We start from the raw sequence: 19,342 nt of genomic DNA on the forward strand, positions 1-19,342 counted from the left end.
CATTCCTTACCGAATTCCTAATGCAATTTTTGCATAACGAGACATCATTTCCTTGTTCCATGGCGGGTTAAACACGATATTAACCTCGACCTCTTTTATTTCAGGAATATCTGCTAACGCTCTTTTTACTTGGTCGACAATTGTTCCAGCAAGAGGGCAGCCCATTGATGTTAAAGTCATGGTTATGGTTACATTTCCTTCATCATCCATCTCAGCATCATATACCAACCCTAAATTTACAATATCTACACCTAATTCTGGATCTATTACAAGTTCTAACGCACCCATAATATTCTCTTTTAATTCTTCATTCATCTATAATCACTCCTCTTTCTTATTTTAATAAATGTTTCTCGAACCATTCAACCGTTGCTTTTAAACCTTCTCTGCTAACCTTGTGATCAGCCTGTTCATCGGTTATGAACTGAATATTTCCTGGTGATTTTTCATACTCATCCTTAATGGATTGATAACATTGATACGTTAACGGATAAGGTACCACTGGATCTCTTTTTCCATGCCAAAATAATAATGGTCTATTTTCAAGCTTTTCTGGCTGCAGACTCAAATCATATTGACGAAGTACAGATAATTGCTCAGCAATTTGCTCATCAGTAAAAGGAAGTTTAACTCCCAGGCTTTGTAATTGTTCTAACTGCCAATGTGAGAATTTCTCATAAGCTGGCATCCCCATTAAGCTGACAGCTGCCTTGACCCATTTATATTTGGTCAAAGCACCCAAGGTCACAATACCGCCCATAGAAGTACCCGCAAGTCCAATTTGCTCCTGGTCTACTAAGCCTTCATTTACATAGTATTCCTTAAAATCGTTTAATTCATGGATAGTCTTGATGACAATTCCCCAAAAATGACTATATAGATCTTTTTCCGTTAAGCCTTGCTCCCTTTCACCATGATACATAGCCTCTGGCAGGATGACTCGAAATCCCTTTTCCGCTAATAAATACGCATAATGAAGATTATGCTCCTTTGCACTGGTAAAACCATGGGTAAAAATAACGAGCGGAAGTTTCTTTTGTTGTACATTTTTATTTACTATATGTAGAAAGGGAATATTATTTAGAAAACTTTTTTCCACGATAATCATTTAGGTAAATCCTCCTGGGCAAATTAATTATATCTGAAATCAAAATCTTATGAAGTGAATTTTTTTACAGGTAAGGTATAAAATTGTTAACATAGTAATTATAATGGTTTGACTTTTCAACATTAAAAGAAATTTCATAGTTGTAGTGTATCATTTCATTAACCATTTATCTAAAGCTTAGACTTATTGTTTAGAAAACAATTCAAAAAGGAGTCAATATGGCAGAAAAACATTTAATTGCATTGGACTTAGATGGAACTTTATTGAAAGATGATAAAACGATTTCCGAGAAAACAAAAAAAGTTATAAGTAAAGCGAGAGAAGAAGGACACGTCGTGATGATTGCGACGGGAAGACCCTATCGTTCCAGTGAACCATATTATCACGAACTTGGATTAGACACTCCTATTGTTAATTTTAATGGTGCCTTCATGCATCACCCGCTCGATTCAAGCTGGGGTTTCTTTCATGATCCTCTCGATGTAAAAGTGGCCAAAGAGATTGTGGAAGCGTGCCGTTCATTTCACTTTCACAATATTATTGCCGAAGTCATTGATGATGTTTATTTACACTATCATGATGAAAAACTGTTAGATATTTTTAGTATGGGAAATCCAAAAGTAACCACGGGTGATTTGCGAAATTATTTAAATGATTCTCCTACAAGTTTGTTAATTCATACAGAGGAAGATGAATTAAAGAATATTCGTAAACATTTGTCAGAAGTTCATGCAGAAGTAATTGACCACCGCAGCTGGGCGGCACCATGGCATGTAATTGAAATTATTAAGACTGGATTAAGCAAGGCTGTTGGTTTAAAAAAAGCCTCAGAGTACTTCAACATACCGCCTGAAAGAATTATTGCTTTTGGCGATGAAGATAATGATTTAGAAATGCTTGAATATGCAGGTCATGGAATTGCAATGGGTAATGCGATTGATAAAGTCAAAAATATCGCAAACGAAGTAACCCTGACCAATGAGGAAGATGGAATCGGAATTTATTTGTCAGATTTGTTAAACTTAAAATAAGTGCAATATTTCACCATTGTTTACCTAAATGAAATACTCTCAATAGAGCATACTATTTCTGTGAGGCACTATCGCTGCTTCACACCAAGCTCACCAAATTGGAGGGATTACAATGGGTAAACGAAACAAATCAAAACGCTTTGTCCAGCAAGGGGTGGATACTGTCAGTAAGCATGATGAACGTATTCCTTACCACATGACCTATGCTGAAGCGGAAGCCCAGAAAATGTCCAATGTGCGTGACTCCTCGCTTGGAGGAATATAACAATGGGAAACCTGTTGTTCCAAGAAGCAAGAAGATTTGTTGAGATGGCGAAATCCGCCGACCCTGCTGATCGTGATTCTGTGGTTTCGAAGGCAAAGAATGCATTAAGTTCTGCATTCGCTAATTCTACATTCGCAGAACAAAGTCAGCTCCAAGAAATGCAAAATGAGCTTGAACAACTAAAATAATCGGAAAAGCTGGCACGTTACTGAAACGTGCCAGCTTTTCTTTTTTAATGGCTCTGTTAACTACTATTGTAGAGTTTTTATAGTGAAAATATGGTATTAAATAAATGAGACGGCTCACGATAATTCATAAAGTGTTTGATTACGGTCAACATGAAGACTTTATGGTTACCTCTTTTTCATTTTTCTTCTGATTTCGGTAATCATGATGTTTCATTGTTTACCGGTTTCTCCATTCCAACTAGATCCCGGGCACCAATAGCTCTCATTGGTGACCAGTTTCTCTATTCCAAACCAGATCTCGGTCACCAATAGCCCTTGACACGGTTCTAATCGCAATATATCATCAGAGGTAACATTGCCTTTTTAATAAAACTTTTCTAATATAACTGGATAGTTATTTCTTATTTGATTTTCACTGCTGCGCTCATACACATTTAAAAGTAATGTACCATTGGTAGAAAGTTTCTCTTTAGGAATATCAACTTCAATTTTGAAGTGCTCCCAATCCTGACCACCGGTTGTTTTAATAGGTTTTTCTGCAATATATTCAACATGTCCATCTTCTACGATATAATAAAGAGTTCCATTTGACCCCTTAGTATCGCCAGTTATTAAATATTTGCCACTACTCCCTTCCACCTTCACATTCCTAATAACAGGATTTTCTGCTGGAAGATTAAATTTCATTTTGCTGACAATTGTTTGTTTGTTACTTAATGGTTGATCATTTAGTTTTCTTGGTAATAGAGTGGCTGTAACAGTATATTGCCCTGCAGGAGCTCTTTTACCATTCACTCTGTAATCCCAACTTTCTACTTTTCTATAGGTTTGATGAGGGTCAATTTTAATGGTTTGCAATGCCTGTAAAAAAAAGCGCCCTTTTGAATATCGATATACCTCATGCCCAGATGGATCTGTAACAGAAATCTCAAAATATTGTGAGGTAGGAAACTCAAAATACAATGGAGTATCCTCGTTATTCTTGATAAGGAGCTCAAATTCTACCTTCTCCTGCCCAGCAACGGGAATTACTGAAAACTGAAATCGGTGATCGTTTTCACCATAAATTGCTTCCCCTTTTAAACTAAAGGGAAAAAGAAACAAAATCACACATAAAACACCTCTCACGATTTACCCCCTCCTCCTTATTCACGCCTAAAGAATCCATAAATCTCAGTTGTTTGAATGATATTAGTGAATGCATTTGGGTCAACCTCAGCAAGAATTCGTTCTAAATCATATAACTCATAGCGGGTTATAACAATCATCAGCATGTCTCTTGCTTCATTAGAAAAAGCTCCCTTAGCAGGAATCATGGTGATACCTCTTACTAGCTTTGAATGAATCGCTTTCTTTAGTTCATCTGCTTTTTTTGTAATAATCATCGCTGTAAGCTTGGCATGCCTAGTATGGATAGCGTCTATCACCCTCGTTGTGGCATATAAGGAAACAATCGTATATAAAGCTTTTTCCCAGCCGTATAAAAAGCCAGCGGTAATAATAATAAATGCATTTAAAATAAACATATAACTGCCAATCGGTTTATCTTTCATTCTAGATAAAACCATCGCAATAATGTCTAAACCCCCAGTTGATGCCCCCCATTTTAAGGTAATTCCGACACCAACTGCTAATATTACCCCTCCAAATACAGCATTAAGGAGAATATCTTTTGATACCTGTGTAATCGGGATTAATTCTAAAAATAAAGATGATAAGGCAACACTAAAAAAACTATAAATAGTAAAGGACTTCCCAACCTTCAACCAACCTAAAATTGCTACTGGAATGTTTAACAATAGCAATAAAAGACCCATTGAAACGTTAATTGGTGTTTGATCACTTATTACTTTCGAGAGCAGTTGTGCTAATCCTGTAAATCCACTGGAATAAATATTTGCCGGAACTAAAAATAAATTAATTGCAAGTGCATTTAAGAATGCACCGATAATCACTATTACCGTTTTTTTAGTTTGGAGCCAAAACAAAAGCACCATCTCCTTCATTTTTAGAGTCATTTCAATGTAGATAATTGTATTTTTTGGATGAAACCGGTAAACTGAAACTAACTATATTAGCTTGAAAGCAGGTGAGCTTCATGCCGGTAAAAATACTAGCTGACAGCGCAAGCGATTTACCGAAAAATTTTTACTCTGATCATAACGTGACATTGTTTCCATTAAAGGTGCAGGTGAATGGACAAGAATATGAGGATATTATAACGATTGATCCTAAAACTGTTTACGACTCCATTCGTGGCGGCGATCTTCCTAAAACCTCCCAGGTTTCTCCTTTATTATTTGAGGAAGTCTTTACAAAAATGGCTGAAAATAATGAAGATGGAATATATATTGCTTTCTCTTCAGAATTATCTGGTACATATCAGACATCTGTTATGATTCTTGACCAAGTGAAGGAAAAATATCCAAACTTTAATTTAACCATTGTGGATACTAAGTGTGCTTCGCTTGGATTCGGACTAGTCGTGAAAGAAGCAGCAAGGCTTGCTGTAGAAAACGTCTCAAAGGAAGAAATTTTAAAAGATGTTTTATTCCGCAGTCAGCATATGGAACAGCTTTTTACTGTTGAAGACTTAGATTACTTAGCAAAGGGCGGTCGGGTTTCGAAAGCGTCAGCTTTTCTAGGTGGATTACTAAACATCAAGCCGATCTTGAATGTTGAAGATGGTAAACTTGTTCCGATTGAAAAAATACGTGGAAAAAAGAAAGTGTATCGACGCTTAGTTGAACTCATGAAGGAACGTGGAGAAGACTTCAGTCATCAAGTTGTAGGAATTAGCCATGCTGATTCAGAGGATACACTATTAGAAGTCAAATCATTAATTGAGGAAGAATTACATCCTAAAGAGACCTATATTTCTAATATAGGCTCAGTAATTGGAGCCCATACAGGACCTGGTGCAATTGCTATTTTCTTTCTCAGCAAACTGCCATCAGAATAAAATAAAAAATAAGCGGGATGTTGCCCGCTTATTTTTATTTATGGTCTGTTTTTTTAGAATACTGATTTTTACCAGCTTGACGGTTTTTTTCTCGCATCATATTCTTCTCATGTCTAAATGCATTATTGTCTTGTGCTTTTTTATCATTATCAGATGTATGTGGCATTTCCATACCCCTTTCAAAATTCCTTCAATGTTTAGTGTCCGTCATTTAGAGTAGAGTATGTATTGTAAATTAATCTTTTTTCAAGTAAGTCCAGCTGCCTTCTTGGTACACTCTGCCGTCTTTCATGAGTTTCCCAAGTGCTCGCTTAAACGCTCCTTTACTTAACTGAAATCGTTCTTGTATTTCCTCAGGCATGCTCTTATCATTGAAAGGCATCGCTCCATTTCTACTCATTAAATATTCAAAAACACGCTCAGCATCCAAATCCTGCGATGCCTCTTTCCTTGGCAGTAAAGATACATTTACTGTGCCATCTTCCTTAACATCTATAATCCTGCCTTCCACCATTTGTCCTAATCGTGGCTCTTTTTGTCTTTGAGACTCATGAATAAATCCTTTAAAGCCCTCGATGGTATAAATCCAACTTCCAACCTTTGCTGTCCGATAGATATGTCCTTGAATATTTTTGTTAAAATCTTTTCTAGTTGCTTTTGTTGAAATCGTTTCTATAATAGGGTCCGTTGCAAGCCTTGCATATAAAAGATAGTTGTTATTCACCCTTAAAGTAACATAAACCAAATCGCCTGCCTTAGGCCAGACTGACTTATGGACTGGAAGATCGTCAATCCCTAATAATAAATCCTTTTTAATCCCAATGTCTAAAAACACACCGATATTAGGGTTGGTATCAACAACTTTAAGCCAAGCATATTTTCCAATTGCAATTTCAGGTATGGTTGTAGAGGCAGACGTTCTGCCTTCGGAATCGACATAAAGGAATACCTCAACGGTTTCATCTTCTTCATAATCCCGGTCTGCCTCATTTATATGCAACAAAACATCTTCATTTCCATCAGTTAAAAAATAGCCGAAATCTGCTTTTCGTGCTACCGTTAAGGTAACTGTTTGACCTATAAGTTCTTGTAAAGACATATTAACTCACCTTTTCTTTCCTATCGTTTTCCATAGGGTTGTTTGAACTGCTATATTTTACTATAATGTAGCCATAAAGGGAAACTTTAGCAGGATTACATAACGTTATTAAAAATATATTGGAGGTATTATTACTATGGCCAAAGATGAATCATTTGATATTGTATCCAAAGTCGAATTTACTGAAGTTACAAATGCAATTACCGCAACGATGAAGGAAATAAAAACACGTTATGATTTTAAAGGAAGCAAAAGTGAGGTTACACTTGATAAAGAAGAGCTTGTTCTAGTTTCAGATGATGAATATAAAATGGATCAGCTTAAGGATGTCTTGCTCGGCAGGTTAATCAAAAGAGGTGTCCCAATTAAAAATCTCGATTATGGAAAAATGGAAAAAGCTTCTGGTGGGACTGTTCGCCAAAGAGCAAAACTTGTTCAAGGCATCGATAAAGAAAATGCAAAAAAAATTAACACGATTATTAAAAATAGCGGTCTAAAGGTAAAAAGCCAAGTTCAAGACGACCAGGTTCGAGTAAGTGGCAAAAACCGTGATGATTTACAAAAGATTATTTCGTTGGTACGAGAAGCAGACCTTACCATCGATGTTCAATTTATTAACTATAGATGATTTTTATCTACAAGCGAAAAGGAAGAATTCCTTTTCGCCTTTTATTTGGTCATATTTTCGTTCTTTTATCTCAAACTAATACGGTAAATAACCTGGGAGGTAGAAAATGAATGACCAACAACAAACAACAGCAGCAAAAGAAGGCTTTCCCACCGCAGCATCAAAATCATCAGCCTGGTATCGAAAGTGAAATGAATCCTCGTCCTGTTTCAGTGGATCCAAACTATAAAAGTGCTGGAAAATTAGCTGGAAAAACAGCTATTATAACAGGCGGGGATAGTGGCATTGGTAAATCCGTTTCCATTTATTTTGCAAAAGAAGGTGCAGATGTTGCCATTGTCTACTTAGAGGAACATCAGGATGCTGAAGAAACAAAGGCACTTGTTGAAGCAGAGGGGCGTAAATGCCTGCTCTTTGCAGGTGACATAGGCAATGAAGATTTTTGTAAGGAAACTGTCAATACAACGATCGAACATTTCGGAAAGATTGATGTGTTAGTAAATAATGCAGCAGAGCAGCACCCTCAGCAAAGTTTGCTAAATATTACTTCAGCACAGCTTGAAAAAACGTTTCGGACTAATATTTTCTCCTTCTTTTATATGTCTAAAATGGTCCTGCCCTACCTAAAAAAAGGTGCAACTATTATCAATACGGCCTCTATCACTGCCTATGCTGGGCATGAACAATTATTGGATTACTCTGCCACAAAAGGTGCCATTGTAACCTTCACACGTTCGCTCGCCAAATCCCTTGCACCACAAGGAATTAGAGTAAATGGTGTCGCACCGGGTCCTATTTGGACACCGCTAATTCCTTCAACATTCACTGAAGACCAAGTCGTAAGCTTTGGAACAGATACTCCAATGGGCAGAGCCGGTCAGCCATATGAACTTGCCCCAAGCTATGTATATCTTGCTTCTGATGATTCTTCCTACGTAAGTGGTCAAATCATCCACGTAAACGGAGGGAAAATTGTAAACGGATAATACAATCTCAAAATCGTAATTAAAAATGCGATACTTCTATTTGGAAGTATCGCACTTTTCAAAGATTTACTTACTTCTTTTCCTAACCTTTAAAATGAAAACAGTGAACAAGATGTAAACTGCTACTAAGGACCCGACTAAAGGTAGATTAATGCCGCTTTTTTTGGTTAACACATAAACTTCTGCTTCATCACGATCGATGATAAGATCATATTGATCATCATTGCTGCGAACCAGATCTCCGTTTAGCAACCCTCGTAATTCTTTACCACCTTCAATTTGCTCATTGTTTAAAGAAACGTTTTGAGATTCACTTGTATTATTAATGGCGATAATCGTTGTTTCATTCTCGTAGACACGTTTATAAACAGCCATCCCATCTTTTTCATAAAGCATTTCCATGCTTCCGCGAGTCAACGAAGGCAGTTGATTTCTCAATTCACCAAGCTTCGTAATAAAATCAATGAGCTCCTTTTCTGTTCGAAAATTCATTGGCTGGCGATTATCTGGAATTTCTCCCCCATTTAATGCTATTTCACTGCCATAAAAAACAACAGGGATACCCGGAGTTGAGTAAATATAAGTTAATGCCGTCTTCCAGCGTGCCCCTGGAAAATGTTTATTTGTAACAATATCTCTAGTAAATCTATGCGTAAATTCGTTATCAAAAAATTGTGGCTGTAATTCCGGTTTTTGAACCTTAATATCATTCATACTACTAAAAGTTTGATTGGTGGCAGCAAAGACTTTTCTTAAATCTTCACTATGTTGATAATCAGTAAGGCTATCAATTCCTGCATTTTCATATTTATCAAGGTCTACTGAACTGTTGGGAGAGGTTATCCCTAATAGAAAAAAGTTTTCCTTTTCCGACTTTACTTCTTTTGAAAAATCACTCCAAAAGGACACAGGTACATGATTTACTTCTGGAAGACTATAACCGTCAATATCGGTTTTGTTGATCCACCACTTAGCGGCATCCAATAAGTAATTTCTCACCTCAGGGTTGTCCTGATTAAGGTCAGGCAAACCATTCACCCATCCATTTTCTATTTCATCCTGGTCATTCAAGTTGCTAATATCTCGTTTCTCATGGAACCAATTTTGCTTCGAGGAATCCTTTACCCATGGGTGCTCTGTAGAGACATTATTGGTTACAAAATCAATAACCACCTTCATATCTCGTTTATGCGCTTCTTGAACAAGTTTCTTAAATGTTTTTAATGAGCCAAAATGCTCATCAGGTTGATAAAAATCATTTACCCAATAGCCATGGTATCCACCTGCAGTGTTATCAAATATCGATGTTAGCCGGATTGTAGTAAAGCCCATATCCTTTAGATAATCCAACTTATCAATGACACCTTGAAAATCACCGCCATTATAGGCTAATGGATCAAGTGTATTAACTTCCTTATCATTTTTCGTATTCGCATTAAAGAAACGGTCAACCATTATAGAATAAACCGTTTCATCCTGCCATTCCCGGGTCTCCCTTTCTATCTCTGCATATGCTGGTACTGATGAAATAACAAAAGTAAAAATTAAAATGAGTGTAATCCAGGTTTTTTTCATCTTCAATCCCCTTCCATACACTCATTTTAATCGAATAAAGGTGTGAATCCAACTATTAACTTCTATCCATTTACTATGTTAATATTGTAATCTTTAAACCAAATATCTAGTTGAATAAAATAGGCTAGTAGCTGTGGACCCGACATCAACTGACCAAACCAAGGTTCTTCGAACGAATTACCAGCAGATTCAACAAGTTCATTTAGTAAATCACGATTGAATAATTCGTATAGTACTGAGGTCTTATCTGTTAATATCTCCTTCAATTGGTGTTGAACAGCCAGAGTATATTCTGGATTATGGGTTTTTGGATAAGGACTTTTCTTTCGATAAAGTACTTCCTCAGGAAGAATCCCTTTAAATGCTTTTCTTAAGATCCCCTTTTCCCTGCCATCAACCATTTTTATATCCCAAGGTATGTTCCAAACGTATTCTACAAGACGGTGATCCGCAAAGGGGACTCTAACTTCAAGACTTGCTCCCATACTCATTCTATCTTTTCGGTCGAGCAACGTTGTCATAAAATGTGTCATATTAATATAAAAAAGCTCTCTCCGTTTTGCTTCTTCCATGCCCTCTCCATCCAATTTGGGTGTTTCCTGGATGGCTTGATTATATTTTTCAATAACATAATCCTTTAACTTCAGTTTTTGCTGCCAATCGGCTCGTAGTAAATTATTTCTTTCATTTACAGAACGCATCCATGGGAAACTAGGTCTCTCTAAATCTTCCTTGCGGTGGAACCAAGGATACCCTCCAAAAATCTCATCGGCACATTCTCCTGAAAGACTAACAACAAAGTCCTTCTTTATTTCCTTACAAAACCAAAGTAAGGATGAATCAATGTCGGCCATACCAGGACAATCACGTACATGAACAGCTTCTGTTAAGTCTTTCACTAATTGCTGCTGAGAAATTGTTTTAAAATGATGCTTAGTCGCAAACTCTTTTGTCACAATATTAATCCATTTCTCATCCGCGTTTGGTTGAAATTCATTTGCTTTAAAAAAGAGATCGTTTCCTTCATAGTCGATAGAATAAGTATGAAGTTGACCCTTACCTTGTTCTTTAAAGCCTTGCGCTGCAATGGCAGTTATGATACTTGAATCAAGACCGCCTGATAAGAAGGTAGATAGTGGAACATCTGACACTAGCTGTCTAGTAACTGCATCTGTTACCAAATAGCGTACCTTTTCAGCCGTTTCTTCTACATCATCCTTATGGACATCGCTTTTTACATTCCAATAGCGCCAGATCTTCAAGCCGTTTTTTGAAAAAGTCATCGCATGGGCGGGTCTTAGCTCCTTAATTCCTTTAAAAATACCAGAACCTGGCGTTCTCGAAGGTCCTAAACCGAAAATTTCAGCAAGCCCCTCATATTCCAGCTCTGTTTTCATTCCAGGGTTCGCCAGAATTGACTTTATTTCCGAAGCAAATACAATCCCTTTATTTAATTCTGTAAAAAACAACGGTTTAACTCCTAATCGATCCCGTCCAATAAAAAGCTGCTCTCTCTTTTGATCCCAAACGGCAAAGGCATAGATACCGTTTAAATGATTTACGCACTCTTCCGCCCATTCTATATAGGCAGTTAACAGAACTTCTGTATCAGAATGACCCTTGAAAGAATATCCTTTAGTAAGGAGAATTTTGCGGATATCTTCAGTATTGTACAACTCCCCATTGTAACAAATTGTATATTGTATACCATCTTTTTGTTTAGTCATTGGCTGTCTTCCCCCTTCAGGGTCAACAACAATCAGCCGCTTGTGACCAAATCCAACATGAGTTTTCATCCAAAGGTTTGTCTCATCTGGACCCCTTTTCGCAAGGGTATTTGCCATTTTTTCCAATGTATCTTTTTCATTCTTAATATCAATTGTAAAATCAACCCACCCTGATACTCCGCACATAATTAAAGCTCCTCTCTCCAGTAACTGACACTGGATATCATTACATGCTTTTATTCTATTCAGCCCAATTTATTTGGTAAATTGTCCAAATTAAAGATAAACAAGTTATAAAATCTCACAAAGATGTCTACAAAGAAAATGAAGTATTAGGCACGGAGGTTAAACATGAACCGACAACAAAGAATTAAACTAATGGATTTTCAACTGAGGGCCTATAACGAAGGAGCAGTTGAACAAATAAGTGATCAATGGATCTTTTTTGATGAAGAAACAGAAGAAGCTGCGATGCTAGATGACTTCCTTCAGCAAGAGATTGAAATATTTCGCGTAAATCGTTGGAGGAAAGGAATCTTAATAGAATCAGGAAAGGTTCGAAGTGGAAATGAGATTATTATGCTTCGTGACCATGATAAAGTTAGAATTAGAAAGCATTTAATTTACTCATTAGAAAGACTTTTAGAGGGAATGAATGATGACGCTTTTTTTCAATTTGTCACGACATTAAATTCTTTAGACTTTTCTATTTATGATTGTATCTATTGTTATAATCACTTATCATTTTTATCCGATGAGAATCGAAAAGATGGCGTAAACTTTATTGTTTTCGATAACCAGGAACAGATTTGTAATGTTCAGCACCATTTTTGTTATTTTGAAAAGGTAAATGACCGCTTTGAATTTACCTTAAATACTGGAAAACGATTGGTTATTGAAAAGATGATTTCATAATTAATGGCTCTGTTAAACTTGTCAGTTGATTTCCGCTCCAGGCACTTCGCTTTCCGCGGGCGGTCCGGGAGCCTCCTCGGCGCTATGCGCCTGTGGGGTCTCCCGAAGACCTTTCCATCCCGCAGGAGTCTTCGTGCCTTCCACTCCAATCAACAGAGTGTCAAATTCATTTTTGAGCAGTAACAGAGCCTAATAAAAAGGTGCGTTTTTCATATTGAAGAAAAACACACCTTTTTTCTGTTATTTAGTTCCCAATGTATTTTGAATAAAGTGATTTTGCTTTTACGACATCATTTGTACCATGTACCAATACACGTCCATCCTTGAAAACGACGATACTAGTTTCTTGATCAGGAGAAAAGCGAAGTAAAAATTGGTTTCCGGAAACTTTTCCATTCTTTTTTAGGTGTTCACTTAGTTTACTTAAGTCTCGTTCACGCTTTTCCCTAAAATATATTTGCACGGTATCGCGACCGCAAAGAGAACTATAAGCTTCTTGCAGGGTTGATGAACGATCAAGAAAGTCAAATTGATGGTTTACACATGACGGACATTGTGGATTTTTCCCTTCACTAATATTCATTGAGAATAAGGAAGTGTCCCAAATATCTATTTGCTCAAGGCTAGAACTCGTCGTGGCCCCTAATAGTAATTTTATTGCTTCTATTGCTTGAAAGGAACCAATAATATCTGTAATTGGTGACAGAACACCAATCGTATCACATGTTTCTCCCCTTCCAGCTGGCACCTGCGGAAATAGACAACGATAACACGGTGTTATTCCAGGTTTAATCACGGCAAACATTCCTCTTGAACTAACTGCTGCACCATGGACCCAAGGTATCCCGTACTTAACCGCAACATCATTGATCAAGTAGCGGGTCATAAAATTATCTGTACCATCAACAATGACATCAAACTCTATTAATAATTCTTCAGCATTATCAAGATTTAAATCTGCGATCACTGCGTCAACTGTAACAGTGGAGTTAATAGTTTTCAGTCTCTTTTGAGCAGCCACTGCCTTGGGAAGATTTAGATGTACATCTTCTTCATTAAAAAGGGATTGACGCTGAAGATTTGAAAGGTCAACTACATCCCTATCAATTAATCTTATGTATCCTACACCAGATCGGACCAGGTGATTGGCACATACCGTTCCGAGTGCGCCAACACCAACAATAGCCACCTTGCTTTTCAGCAATTTCAACTGTCCCTCTTTCCCTATTCCTGAAAAAAGAATTTGTCTTGAGTATCGCCCTAAATCTTCCATGTCTAATCCTCTTTTCTAGATTAAAAGTACTTGTTAATTTTAATCGAATTTTAAGAAAATTTAAATATTAAATAGTCAAAAATAATTGTATAATATAAATTGGGTTTATTTAGATATTTTGTAAAGGAATATCCTATTTATGTATTTTAATATAAATGAAAGAGAGGGAAAAGCTTTGAATCTAGGTGGTTTTAAAAACAAAGAAGTGGTAGTTGATTTAACAGCAGGCACTATTAATTACAGACCTATCAACGAAGAGGATGCAAAAAAGTACATTGGCGGTCGTGGGCTTGGGGTTAAGTATGTTCTTGATAACGGCCCTGAAGTAAAGCCATTATCTCCTGAAAACATTCTTTGCATCATGACAGGCCCTGTAACGGGCTCACGTTCTTCCATGAGTGGACGTCTTTGTGTTGTTACAAAGTCTCCGTTAACAGGAACGGTTACTGATTCTCATATGGGTGGATGGACTGCAGCGCGCTTAAAATGGGCAGGCATCGATAATATCATCCTTGCCGGAAAAAGCGACAAGCCTGTTTATCTTTTTATTGAAGATGGTAAGGCTGACCTGCGTGATGCTTCAGAACTTTGGGGAAAAGGAACAAGAGAAACGGTTAAAACGATGCAAGCAAGATATGGTGAACAAGACCTTAGTGTAATGACAATTGGTCAAGCAGGCGAAAACACAGTTAAGTTCGCATCCTTTATTAATGAGCATGACCGAGCAGCAGGACGAGGAGGAACAGCCGCTGTTGCAGGCTATAAAAAATTGAAAGCGATTGTAATTAAAGCCCCTCAAAAAGGAAATATGCCACAGCCTAAGTTAGAAACAGAGTATAAAGAGGCTAACAAAAAGGCAGTTAAAGCTATTCTTGACGGCGGCTTAACAGCCCCAAATAAAGGCGGTCTTTCCGTATATGGAACGAACGTTTTAACTAACATCATCAATGAAGTTGGTGCCCTTCCAACTAAGAACTCTCAGTTCACCCATTGGGATCAGGCTGAAAAGCATAGTGGTGAATATGTCAACCAGCATTTACTTGTTAAAAATAATACTTGCCATGCTTGTCCTGTGGGCTGCAAAATTGAAGTTGAAGTTAAGGATGGAAAGTATAAAACTAGAGTCGAAAGTATTGAGTTTGAATCTGCTTGGTCATTAGGATCTAACTGCTTATTAAGCGATGCAGAGGCAATTTCCTATCTGATTGACCGCTGTAATGAGTATGGGCTTGATACCATTGAGCTAGGTCATTGCTTCTCTGTTACAATGGAAGCGTATGAAAAGGGCCTAATTACCGAAGAGCTTATCTGGGGCGATGCTGATTCAATGATTGACTTAACAAAGAAAATTGCGTACCGTGAAGGATTCGGAGGTATTCTTGCTGAAGGTCCGGCAAAAGCAACAGCTTCTTGGGGTGCACCAGAACTTTCTATGTCTGTAAAGGGTCAGTCGATTCCTGCATATGATCCACGTGGAATTCAAGGTATCGGTCTCGGTTATGCAACTAGTAACCGCGGAGCCTGCCATTTACGCGGCTATACTGTAGCGAGTGAAATTGCTGGTATTCCTGAACCAACGGATCGCCTGAAACCAGAAGGAAAAGGTGAGTTATTAAAAATATTCCAAGATATGCTTGCTTTCTCTGACTCTATGAACATTTGTAAGTTTTCGTCCTTCTCTGAAAACGCTGAGCATTATGCTGAGCAATATAGCGCAATGACTGGCGTTTTACTGACAGCAGATGATGTGATGAAGGCTGGAGAAAGAATCTACAATCTTGAGCGTTATTATAATAACCTAGCTGGATTCGACAAAGAAGAAGATGACTATCTTCCAAAACGCTTCACTGAGGAGCCTGCATCTGGTAATAGTGCTGGAGAAGTAAGCCGTATGGATATCATGCTTGACGAGTATTACCAAGTTCGCGGCTGGAAAAATGGAAAGGTTACCGAAGAAAAACTCCGTGAGCTAGAGATTATCGACCCTGAAAATCAGTTAGTATAATTACAAAATTTGGCTTCTGCATTGCTTGCAGAAGCCTTTTTGGAGGAAAACAACTAACCTCCTATTCTCGTGGTTTTAACACGATAGTTTTTGATAAGTTCTTTAAGCGTTTTGTCCTCTAATGTTTGAAATCGAATATGGACGCAATTCACTTTAAATGTTGATGTAATCAAAAGCTCCTCTTCCCTTACTATTTCTCCAACCCAATCGTTAGATTTATAGACGTAAGGAAATTCATCTGTCATTTGTTTACCGCCTAACTCTTCAAAATACATGCCAAGATGTTTTCGATTTATTCCTCGAAACTCCAATTCCTGCTCTGGCATTTTAACCACCTGCAACTGGAGGAAATAGTGCAAATTGATCATTCTCATTTACAATAGTCTCAAGTCCATTCAAATGAATGATATTTCTTCCATTAATAAATACATGCACAAATGGAAGTAACTCTTTTTCAGCCGTGAATATTTCATCCTTTAGGTCAGGAAACATTTCAACCATTTTATCAAGTACATCGATCACCCGTTGACCTTCAGGTTTAACCTCAACCCCAACTCCGCCACAAATTTGCCGGAGATTAGCAAACACTCTTACTAGCATATATAACACTCCTCTCCCCTTACTTAAATAGTAAAACTATTTGCAATACTTGTCATCTTTTTTTGAATTAAAAGAGAGCTGCCGGGAAACCCGACAGCTCTTTCTAATAAACCGTTTTATACATAAAAAATAGACATTGGCAATTTATCGAAGCCTAAATACAATACAAGCAAGAAGGCGATGGCAAACTGTATCCATAAAATAGATGTTTTTCTATTTTGTGCAACCTTGCTTAGAATCATTTCAAATAAACCAATTATCCATATCCCAACTACTGCTTTTAATATATACAACAAATCAATATTAGACAGCATGAATAGAAGTCCAACACCTGTTGCAATAATCAGCAGATAAAGAACACGCAGGATCATTCGGACAATTTTAGCGCCCTTTTCTTTCCCGCCTTTTAGTAAAAATATGGCGACAATAAATAAAATTAGAGCTAAAACCCAAGCAGTAACATGACCGTGAATCATTTAATCTTCCTCCTATGTATCATAGCTTATAGCAACACTATCATACCATAGGCATCCCAAAAATCCTAAAAAAAAGCTGGATCTAATAATATGAACCTTCAAGAGGATTAACAGTAAAAATATCTCTAAGCACAATATTTTCCCCTTCGATTCCCTGAACCTCTGTTATCTTCGTAATTTTTCTTATTCCATCATTTAAACGTGAAAGGTGGATAATGATGTCAATAGTACCAGCGATTTTTTCCCTAATTGCTTTAATAGGCAAATTCATCCCTTCAAGATAGGCAATGATTTCCAAGCGGTCAATCATATTACTTGGATTGCTGGAGTGTCCTGTTGCAAGAAAACCATCAAGTCCTTTATTTTCTTTTCGGAGTATTTCACGTACATCTTTACCACGAACATCTCCTATAATATTCCTTTCCTCTTTTGGAATGAAAGTGGAAAGAGCATTGACAAGGGTTGTTTTACCTGCCCCTGTTCCTCCGCATACTAGAATATTTAATCTGGCTTTAACACATGTACAGAGGAAGAGGGCCATTTCTTTTGACATGGTCCCGTTACGAATTAGATCCTGTAGCTCTAGAGGTTTCCATGAATTCCTACTAATGGCCAGCCTTGCTGACTTCGACAATTTGTTATCTACACCTTTTCCCTGATTATTTTGTTGGATTTGTTTTAATAGCCCCATACTTTCCACCTACCTTTTTCTTGTTTTTTGAAAACCTACTTTTCTCACAAAACATATAGAAGATATGAACGGTTTGGCAGGGTTGTTGATTCAAATAAAAATAACCCCACCTTTACCGAAAGGGGGGTTAACAAATGAAGTACAACAATGTACATAGAAAAAACTATGTAAACAATGCTATAGCCTACGAAAAACACCCTGTTCTTTCGGTAACTGGCTGGCGTAGTGCAAACGCACCTTAGCCCCTTTAGTTTTGCGTCACTGATTTTCATCAGTTTTGCCTTTATCGAGAATCAGTGTTTTTATTTTCCGACTGACCTCTTATACCCATAATAAGTCCTTTTACCTTTATCTCATATCCTACTAATATATCATTTTTGATAAAACTATAGGTAATTTCACTTATTTTTATTATTTTCCCAACATACTACTATAAGATTTTTAAAAATATCACTTTTTACTTTTATTAGGCGAATGAATCACATTACACCAACCCATACATACGATATTAGGAGAAAAAAGGTAAAGGGTGTTGTTTATGCCAGCTATTGTAGGAGTTGCACAAGTCATATCACTTGGCAGCAGTTCCGTTTTTCATATTGGAGATGTCTACAAAATCATGCCATTTTCATCTGCAAGAACTTTCTCCGGTGCTGGTTCCTTTAATACGGGTGAAAGTTTAAATGTTCATAATAATAATTTAAGTAATACGAACACATACGATGCAGATGGTATTGATCAAGGAATCTTCCTTAATGCTTAAGGAAAGGTTGGTTTTAGATGAATTTTTATATCCAGCAGTCTATTCAAATAAACTTTATAAAAATTAGCAGTATTATAAATTCTTCTGTCCTGCAAATTGGCAGTGCCGGTATTATTAAACCTGCCTCCCATTTGTATAATACAGGAGGTTTTACCCAGCCCGCGCCAACGACAGGAGTCACTCAAACAACAAGCGGGCAATCTAGTTTTGCAGTGCCTTTGTCAAGTATCGCTAGAGAAGAAGATACACTGTGAGGTGATGGTATGTATCAGGATTATTCACAACTTCTTCAATGGGTCCAAATGACTTTGCATGCACACGAAAATAGAATTGCTAATCTGGAACACACCATCCAGAAACTTCAGGAAGAAATGAAACAATTAAAGGAAAAGCCTAGTGTTCGGGTTGATAAGATTGAATACAAATTCGATCAATTGAAGGTTGAAACTCTTGAAGGAACATTAAACATTGGACTAAATCCATCCGATTTGGCTAATATTGAAGATTTTGCTGTAGAAAATCAATCCTTAAAAACACCCATCCATCCTAAAGCACAAATGCAGCGGTCCATGAAAGTAGAGGAATCTATTTATAAATATTTAGAAACCGAACTTCCAGCACTATTTAAAGAAACCCAAAATCAATTAAATGTAAAGTTAGATGATTCCTATTTAGCTTTTATCAAACAAGATATCATGAAACAGCTTCCAGCTAGGATTGATTACCATATACAAAATACTGCAGCCAGAGAACGTGAAGGCGAACATAGTACAGAGGAGAGCATTATTGAATTACTCAAGCAGGAAATCAGAAAAGGTATTCTAATTTTTATTAATCATTTGCCAGATAACGTGAAAGGAATGAATACACAAAATGAACTTTGAAGTATATAATCGGGACATCTGTGTAGATACCATTAGAATTCTAGGCGTAGCAAGCGCTTCACTCGTAATGGTTGGCGACACACAAACAATTCAATTGGGAGCAACTTTCGACACTCCCGCTGAATCACTCATCATCGGGCCGTTTGTGCCACTTTTTTAGGCGGGC

Annotated in this window: 25 protein-coding genes and 1 riboswitch; of the genes, 12 read left to right on the forward strand and 13 right to left on the reverse strand. The window is 37.2% G+C overall.

The annotated features are described in order from the left end of the window. Positions 1 to 6 precede the first annotated feature (6 nt). Both TR08_RS15985 and TR08_RS15990 read right to left on the reverse strand, forming a co-directional pair. On the reverse strand, positions 7 to 315 hold the full coding sequence (locus tag TR08_RS15985) for a metal-sulfur cluster assembly factor (RefSeq protein ID WP_045519778.1): 309 nt from the start codon (positions 313 to 315) through the stop codon (positions 7 to 9). A 19-nt stretch (positions 316 to 334) separates the two neighbouring features. Next, positions 335 to 1,108 (reverse strand): alpha/beta fold hydrolase, encoded by a 774-nt coding sequence (locus tag TR08_RS15990; RefSeq protein ID WP_045519779.1) that lies wholly within the window; start codon positions 1,106 to 1,108, stop codon positions 335 to 337. A 218-nt stretch (positions 1,109 to 1,326) separates the two neighbouring features. Between TR08_RS15990 and TR08_RS15995 the strand changes: the two genes are divergently transcribed. The 3 genes from TR08_RS15995 (at position 1,327) to TR08_RS16000 (ending at position 2,592) form a co-directional block, all read left to right on the forward strand. Then, the gene (locus TR08_RS15995; protein WP_045519780.1) at positions 1,327 to 2,139 is read left to right on the forward strand and encodes a Cof-type HAD-IIB family hydrolase; all 813 of its coding nucleotides are present in this window, start codon (positions 1,327 to 1,329) and stop codon (positions 2,137 to 2,139) included. 112 nt (positions 2,140 to 2,251) lie between these two features. Beyond that, positions 2,252 to 2,404, forward strand: coding sequence for a hypothetical protein (locus TR08_RS32600; protein ID WP_179158304.1), 153 nt, complete (start codon positions 2,252 to 2,254; stop codon positions 2,402 to 2,404). A gap of 2 nt (positions 2,405 to 2,406) precedes the next feature. Next, positions 2,407 to 2,592 carry a DUF3813 domain-containing protein gene (locus TR08_RS16000; protein ID WP_045519781.1) on the forward strand — a complete coding sequence of 62 codons (186 nt, stop codon included), beginning with the start codon at positions 2,407 to 2,409 and terminating at the stop codon, positions 2,590 to 2,592. A gap of 363 nt (positions 2,593 to 2,955) precedes the next feature. On the opposite strand, the gene TR08_RS16005 is transcribed toward TR08_RS16000, so the two are convergent. After that, positions 2,956 to 3,720: a BsuPI-related putative proteinase inhibitor gene (locus TR08_RS16005; RefSeq protein ID WP_052427484.1), complete on the reverse strand. Its 765-nt coding sequence runs from the start codon at positions 3,718 to 3,720 to the stop codon at positions 2,956 to 2,958. A 17-nt stretch (positions 3,721 to 3,737) separates the two neighbouring features. Next, positions 3,738 to 4,589, reverse strand: a complete 852-nt coding sequence (locus TR08_RS16010) for a YitT family protein (RefSeq protein ID WP_193747763.1) — start codon at positions 4,587 to 4,589, stop codon at positions 3,738 to 3,740. A gap of 101 nt (positions 4,590 to 4,690) precedes the next feature. On the opposite strand from TR08_RS16010, the gene TR08_RS16015 reads away from it, so the two are divergent. Further along, positions 4,691 to 5,554 (forward strand): DegV family protein, encoded by an 864-nt coding sequence (locus TR08_RS16015; protein ID WP_045519785.1) that lies wholly within the window; start codon positions 4,691 to 4,693, stop codon positions 5,552 to 5,554. Positions 5,555 to 5,588: 34 nt separating this feature from the next. Here the strand turns inward: TR08_RS16015 and TR08_RS31120 are convergent, their stop codons facing one another. Continuing rightward, positions 5,589 to 5,720, reverse strand: coding sequence for a DUF3941 domain-containing protein (locus TR08_RS31120; protein WP_081954514.1), 132 nt, complete (start codon positions 5,718 to 5,720; stop codon positions 5,589 to 5,591). Positions 5,721 to 5,789: 69 nt separating this feature from the next. Continuing rightward, positions 5,790 to 6,653 (reverse strand): CvfB family protein, encoded by an 864-nt coding sequence (locus TR08_RS16020; protein ID WP_045519787.1) that lies wholly within the window; start codon positions 6,651 to 6,653, stop codon positions 5,790 to 5,792. A gap of 136 nt (positions 6,654 to 6,789) precedes the next feature. Between TR08_RS16020 and TR08_RS16025 the strand changes: the two genes are divergently transcribed. Both TR08_RS16025 and TR08_RS16030 read left to right on the forward strand, forming a co-directional pair. Continuing rightward, entirely contained in the window at positions 6,790 to 7,281 is a 492-nt protein-coding gene (locus TR08_RS16025) for a YajQ family cyclic di-GMP-binding protein (protein ID WP_045519789.1), read from the forward strand. A gap of 110 nt (positions 7,282 to 7,391) precedes the next feature. Next, a complete protein-coding gene (locus TR08_RS16030; RefSeq protein WP_045519791.1) occupies positions 7,392 to 8,267 on the forward strand; it encodes an SDR family oxidoreductase in 876 nt (291 codons plus the stop codon). A gap of 66 nt (positions 8,268 to 8,333) precedes the next feature. Here the strand turns inward: TR08_RS16030 and TR08_RS16035 are convergent, their stop codons facing one another. After that, the gene (locus tag TR08_RS16035; RefSeq protein WP_045519793.1) at positions 8,334 to 9,842 is read right to left on the reverse strand and encodes an alpha-amylase family glycosyl hydrolase; all 1,509 of its coding nucleotides are present in this window, start codon (positions 9,840 to 9,842) and stop codon (positions 8,334 to 8,336) included. Positions 9,843 to 9,904: 62 nt separating this feature from the next. Continuing rightward, positions 9,905 to 11,755 (reverse strand): asparagine synthase (glutamine-hydrolyzing), encoded by a 1,851-nt coding sequence (gene asnB, locus TR08_RS16040; RefSeq protein ID WP_045519794.1) that lies wholly within the window; start codon positions 11,753 to 11,755, stop codon positions 9,905 to 9,907. A 165-nt stretch (positions 11,756 to 11,920) separates the two neighbouring features. Between asnB and TR08_RS16045 the strand changes: the two genes are divergently transcribed. Beyond that, the gene (locus TR08_RS16045) at positions 11,921 to 12,484 is read left to right on the forward strand and encodes a DUF2777 domain-containing protein (protein ID WP_045519796.1); all 564 of its coding nucleotides are present in this window, start codon (positions 11,921 to 11,923) and stop codon (positions 12,482 to 12,484) included. 244 nt (positions 12,485 to 12,728) lie between these two features. On the opposite strand, the gene TR08_RS16050 is transcribed toward TR08_RS16045, so the two are convergent. Next, positions 12,729 to 13,757: a ThiF family adenylyltransferase gene (locus tag TR08_RS16050; RefSeq protein ID WP_045519798.1), complete on the reverse strand. Its 1,029-nt coding sequence runs from the start codon at positions 13,755 to 13,757 to the stop codon at positions 12,729 to 12,731. Positions 13,758 to 13,932: 175 nt separating this feature from the next. Here TR08_RS16050 and TR08_RS16055 point away from each other — a divergent pair, with 175 nt between their 5' ends. Beyond that, on the forward strand, positions 13,933 to 15,762 hold the full coding sequence (locus TR08_RS16055) for an aldehyde ferredoxin oxidoreductase family protein (RefSeq protein WP_045519956.1): 1,830 nt from the start codon (positions 13,933 to 13,935) through the stop codon (positions 15,760 to 15,762). Positions 15,763 to 15,815: 53 nt separating this feature from the next. Here TR08_RS16055 and TR08_RS16060 read toward each other — a convergent pair whose 3' ends face one another. The 4 genes from TR08_RS16060 to TR08_RS33625 form a co-directional block, all read right to left on the reverse strand. Then, positions 15,816 to 16,088 carry a hypothetical protein gene (locus TR08_RS16060; RefSeq protein WP_045519799.1) on the reverse strand — a complete coding sequence of 91 codons (273 nt, stop codon included), beginning with the start codon at positions 16,086 to 16,088 and terminating at the stop codon, positions 15,816 to 15,818. A 1-nt stretch (position 16,089) separates the two neighbouring features. After that, the gene (locus tag TR08_RS16065; RefSeq protein WP_045519800.1) at positions 16,090 to 16,362 is read right to left on the reverse strand and encodes a ubiquitin-like small modifier protein 1; all 273 of its coding nucleotides are present in this window, start codon (positions 16,360 to 16,362) and stop codon (positions 16,090 to 16,092) included. Between the two features lie 116 nt (positions 16,363 to 16,478). Beyond that, a complete protein-coding gene (locus TR08_RS16070) occupies positions 16,479 to 16,838 on the reverse strand; it encodes a YisL family protein (protein WP_045519802.1) in 360 nt (119 codons plus the stop codon). An 82-nt stretch (positions 16,839 to 16,920) separates the two neighbouring features. Continuing rightward, complete coding sequence (locus TR08_RS33625) at positions 16,921 to 17,529, reverse strand: ATPase, T2SS/T4P/T4SS family (protein ID WP_052427485.1); 609 nt, start codon at positions 17,527 to 17,529, stop codon at positions 16,921 to 16,923. Positions 17,530 to 17,734: 205 nt separating this feature from the next. Beyond that, positions 17,735 to 17,821: riboswitch (cyclic di-GMP riboswitch) on the reverse strand. Between the two features lie 246 nt (positions 17,822 to 18,067). On the opposite strand from TR08_RS33625, the gene TR08_RS16080 reads away from it, so the two are divergent. The 4 genes from TR08_RS16080 to TR08_RS33230 are packed head-to-tail and all read left to right on the forward strand — an operon-like array spanning position 18,068 to position 19,336. Beyond that, a complete protein-coding gene (locus TR08_RS16080; protein ID WP_045519804.1) occupies positions 18,068 to 18,292 on the forward strand; it encodes a spore germination protein in 225 nt (74 codons plus the stop codon). A gap of 17 nt (positions 18,293 to 18,309) precedes the next feature. Continuing rightward, positions 18,310 to 18,546 (forward strand): spore germination protein GerPB, encoded by a 237-nt coding sequence (locus TR08_RS16085; RefSeq protein WP_045519807.1) that lies wholly within the window; start codon positions 18,310 to 18,312, stop codon positions 18,544 to 18,546. Between the two features lie 9 nt (positions 18,547 to 18,555). Further along, positions 18,556 to 19,176, forward strand: coding sequence for a spore germination protein GerPC (gene gerPC, locus TR08_RS16090; RefSeq protein ID WP_045519809.1), 621 nt, complete (start codon positions 18,556 to 18,558; stop codon positions 19,174 to 19,176). Then, the gene (locus TR08_RS33230; RefSeq protein WP_045519811.1) at positions 19,166 to 19,336 is read left to right on the forward strand and encodes a hypothetical protein; all 171 of its coding nucleotides are present in this window, start codon (positions 19,166 to 19,168) and stop codon (positions 19,334 to 19,336) included. Before gerPC ends, TR08_RS33230 begins: the two co-directional genes overlap by 11 nt. Positions 19,337 to 19,342 lie beyond the last annotated feature (6 nt).

The sequence above is a fragment of the Neobacillus niacini genome (genome assembly GCF_000759675.1).
In the GTDB taxonomy this organism is placed as follows: domain Bacteria; phylum Bacillota; class Bacilli; order Bacillales; family Cytobacillaceae; genus Neobacillus; species Neobacillus niacini_A.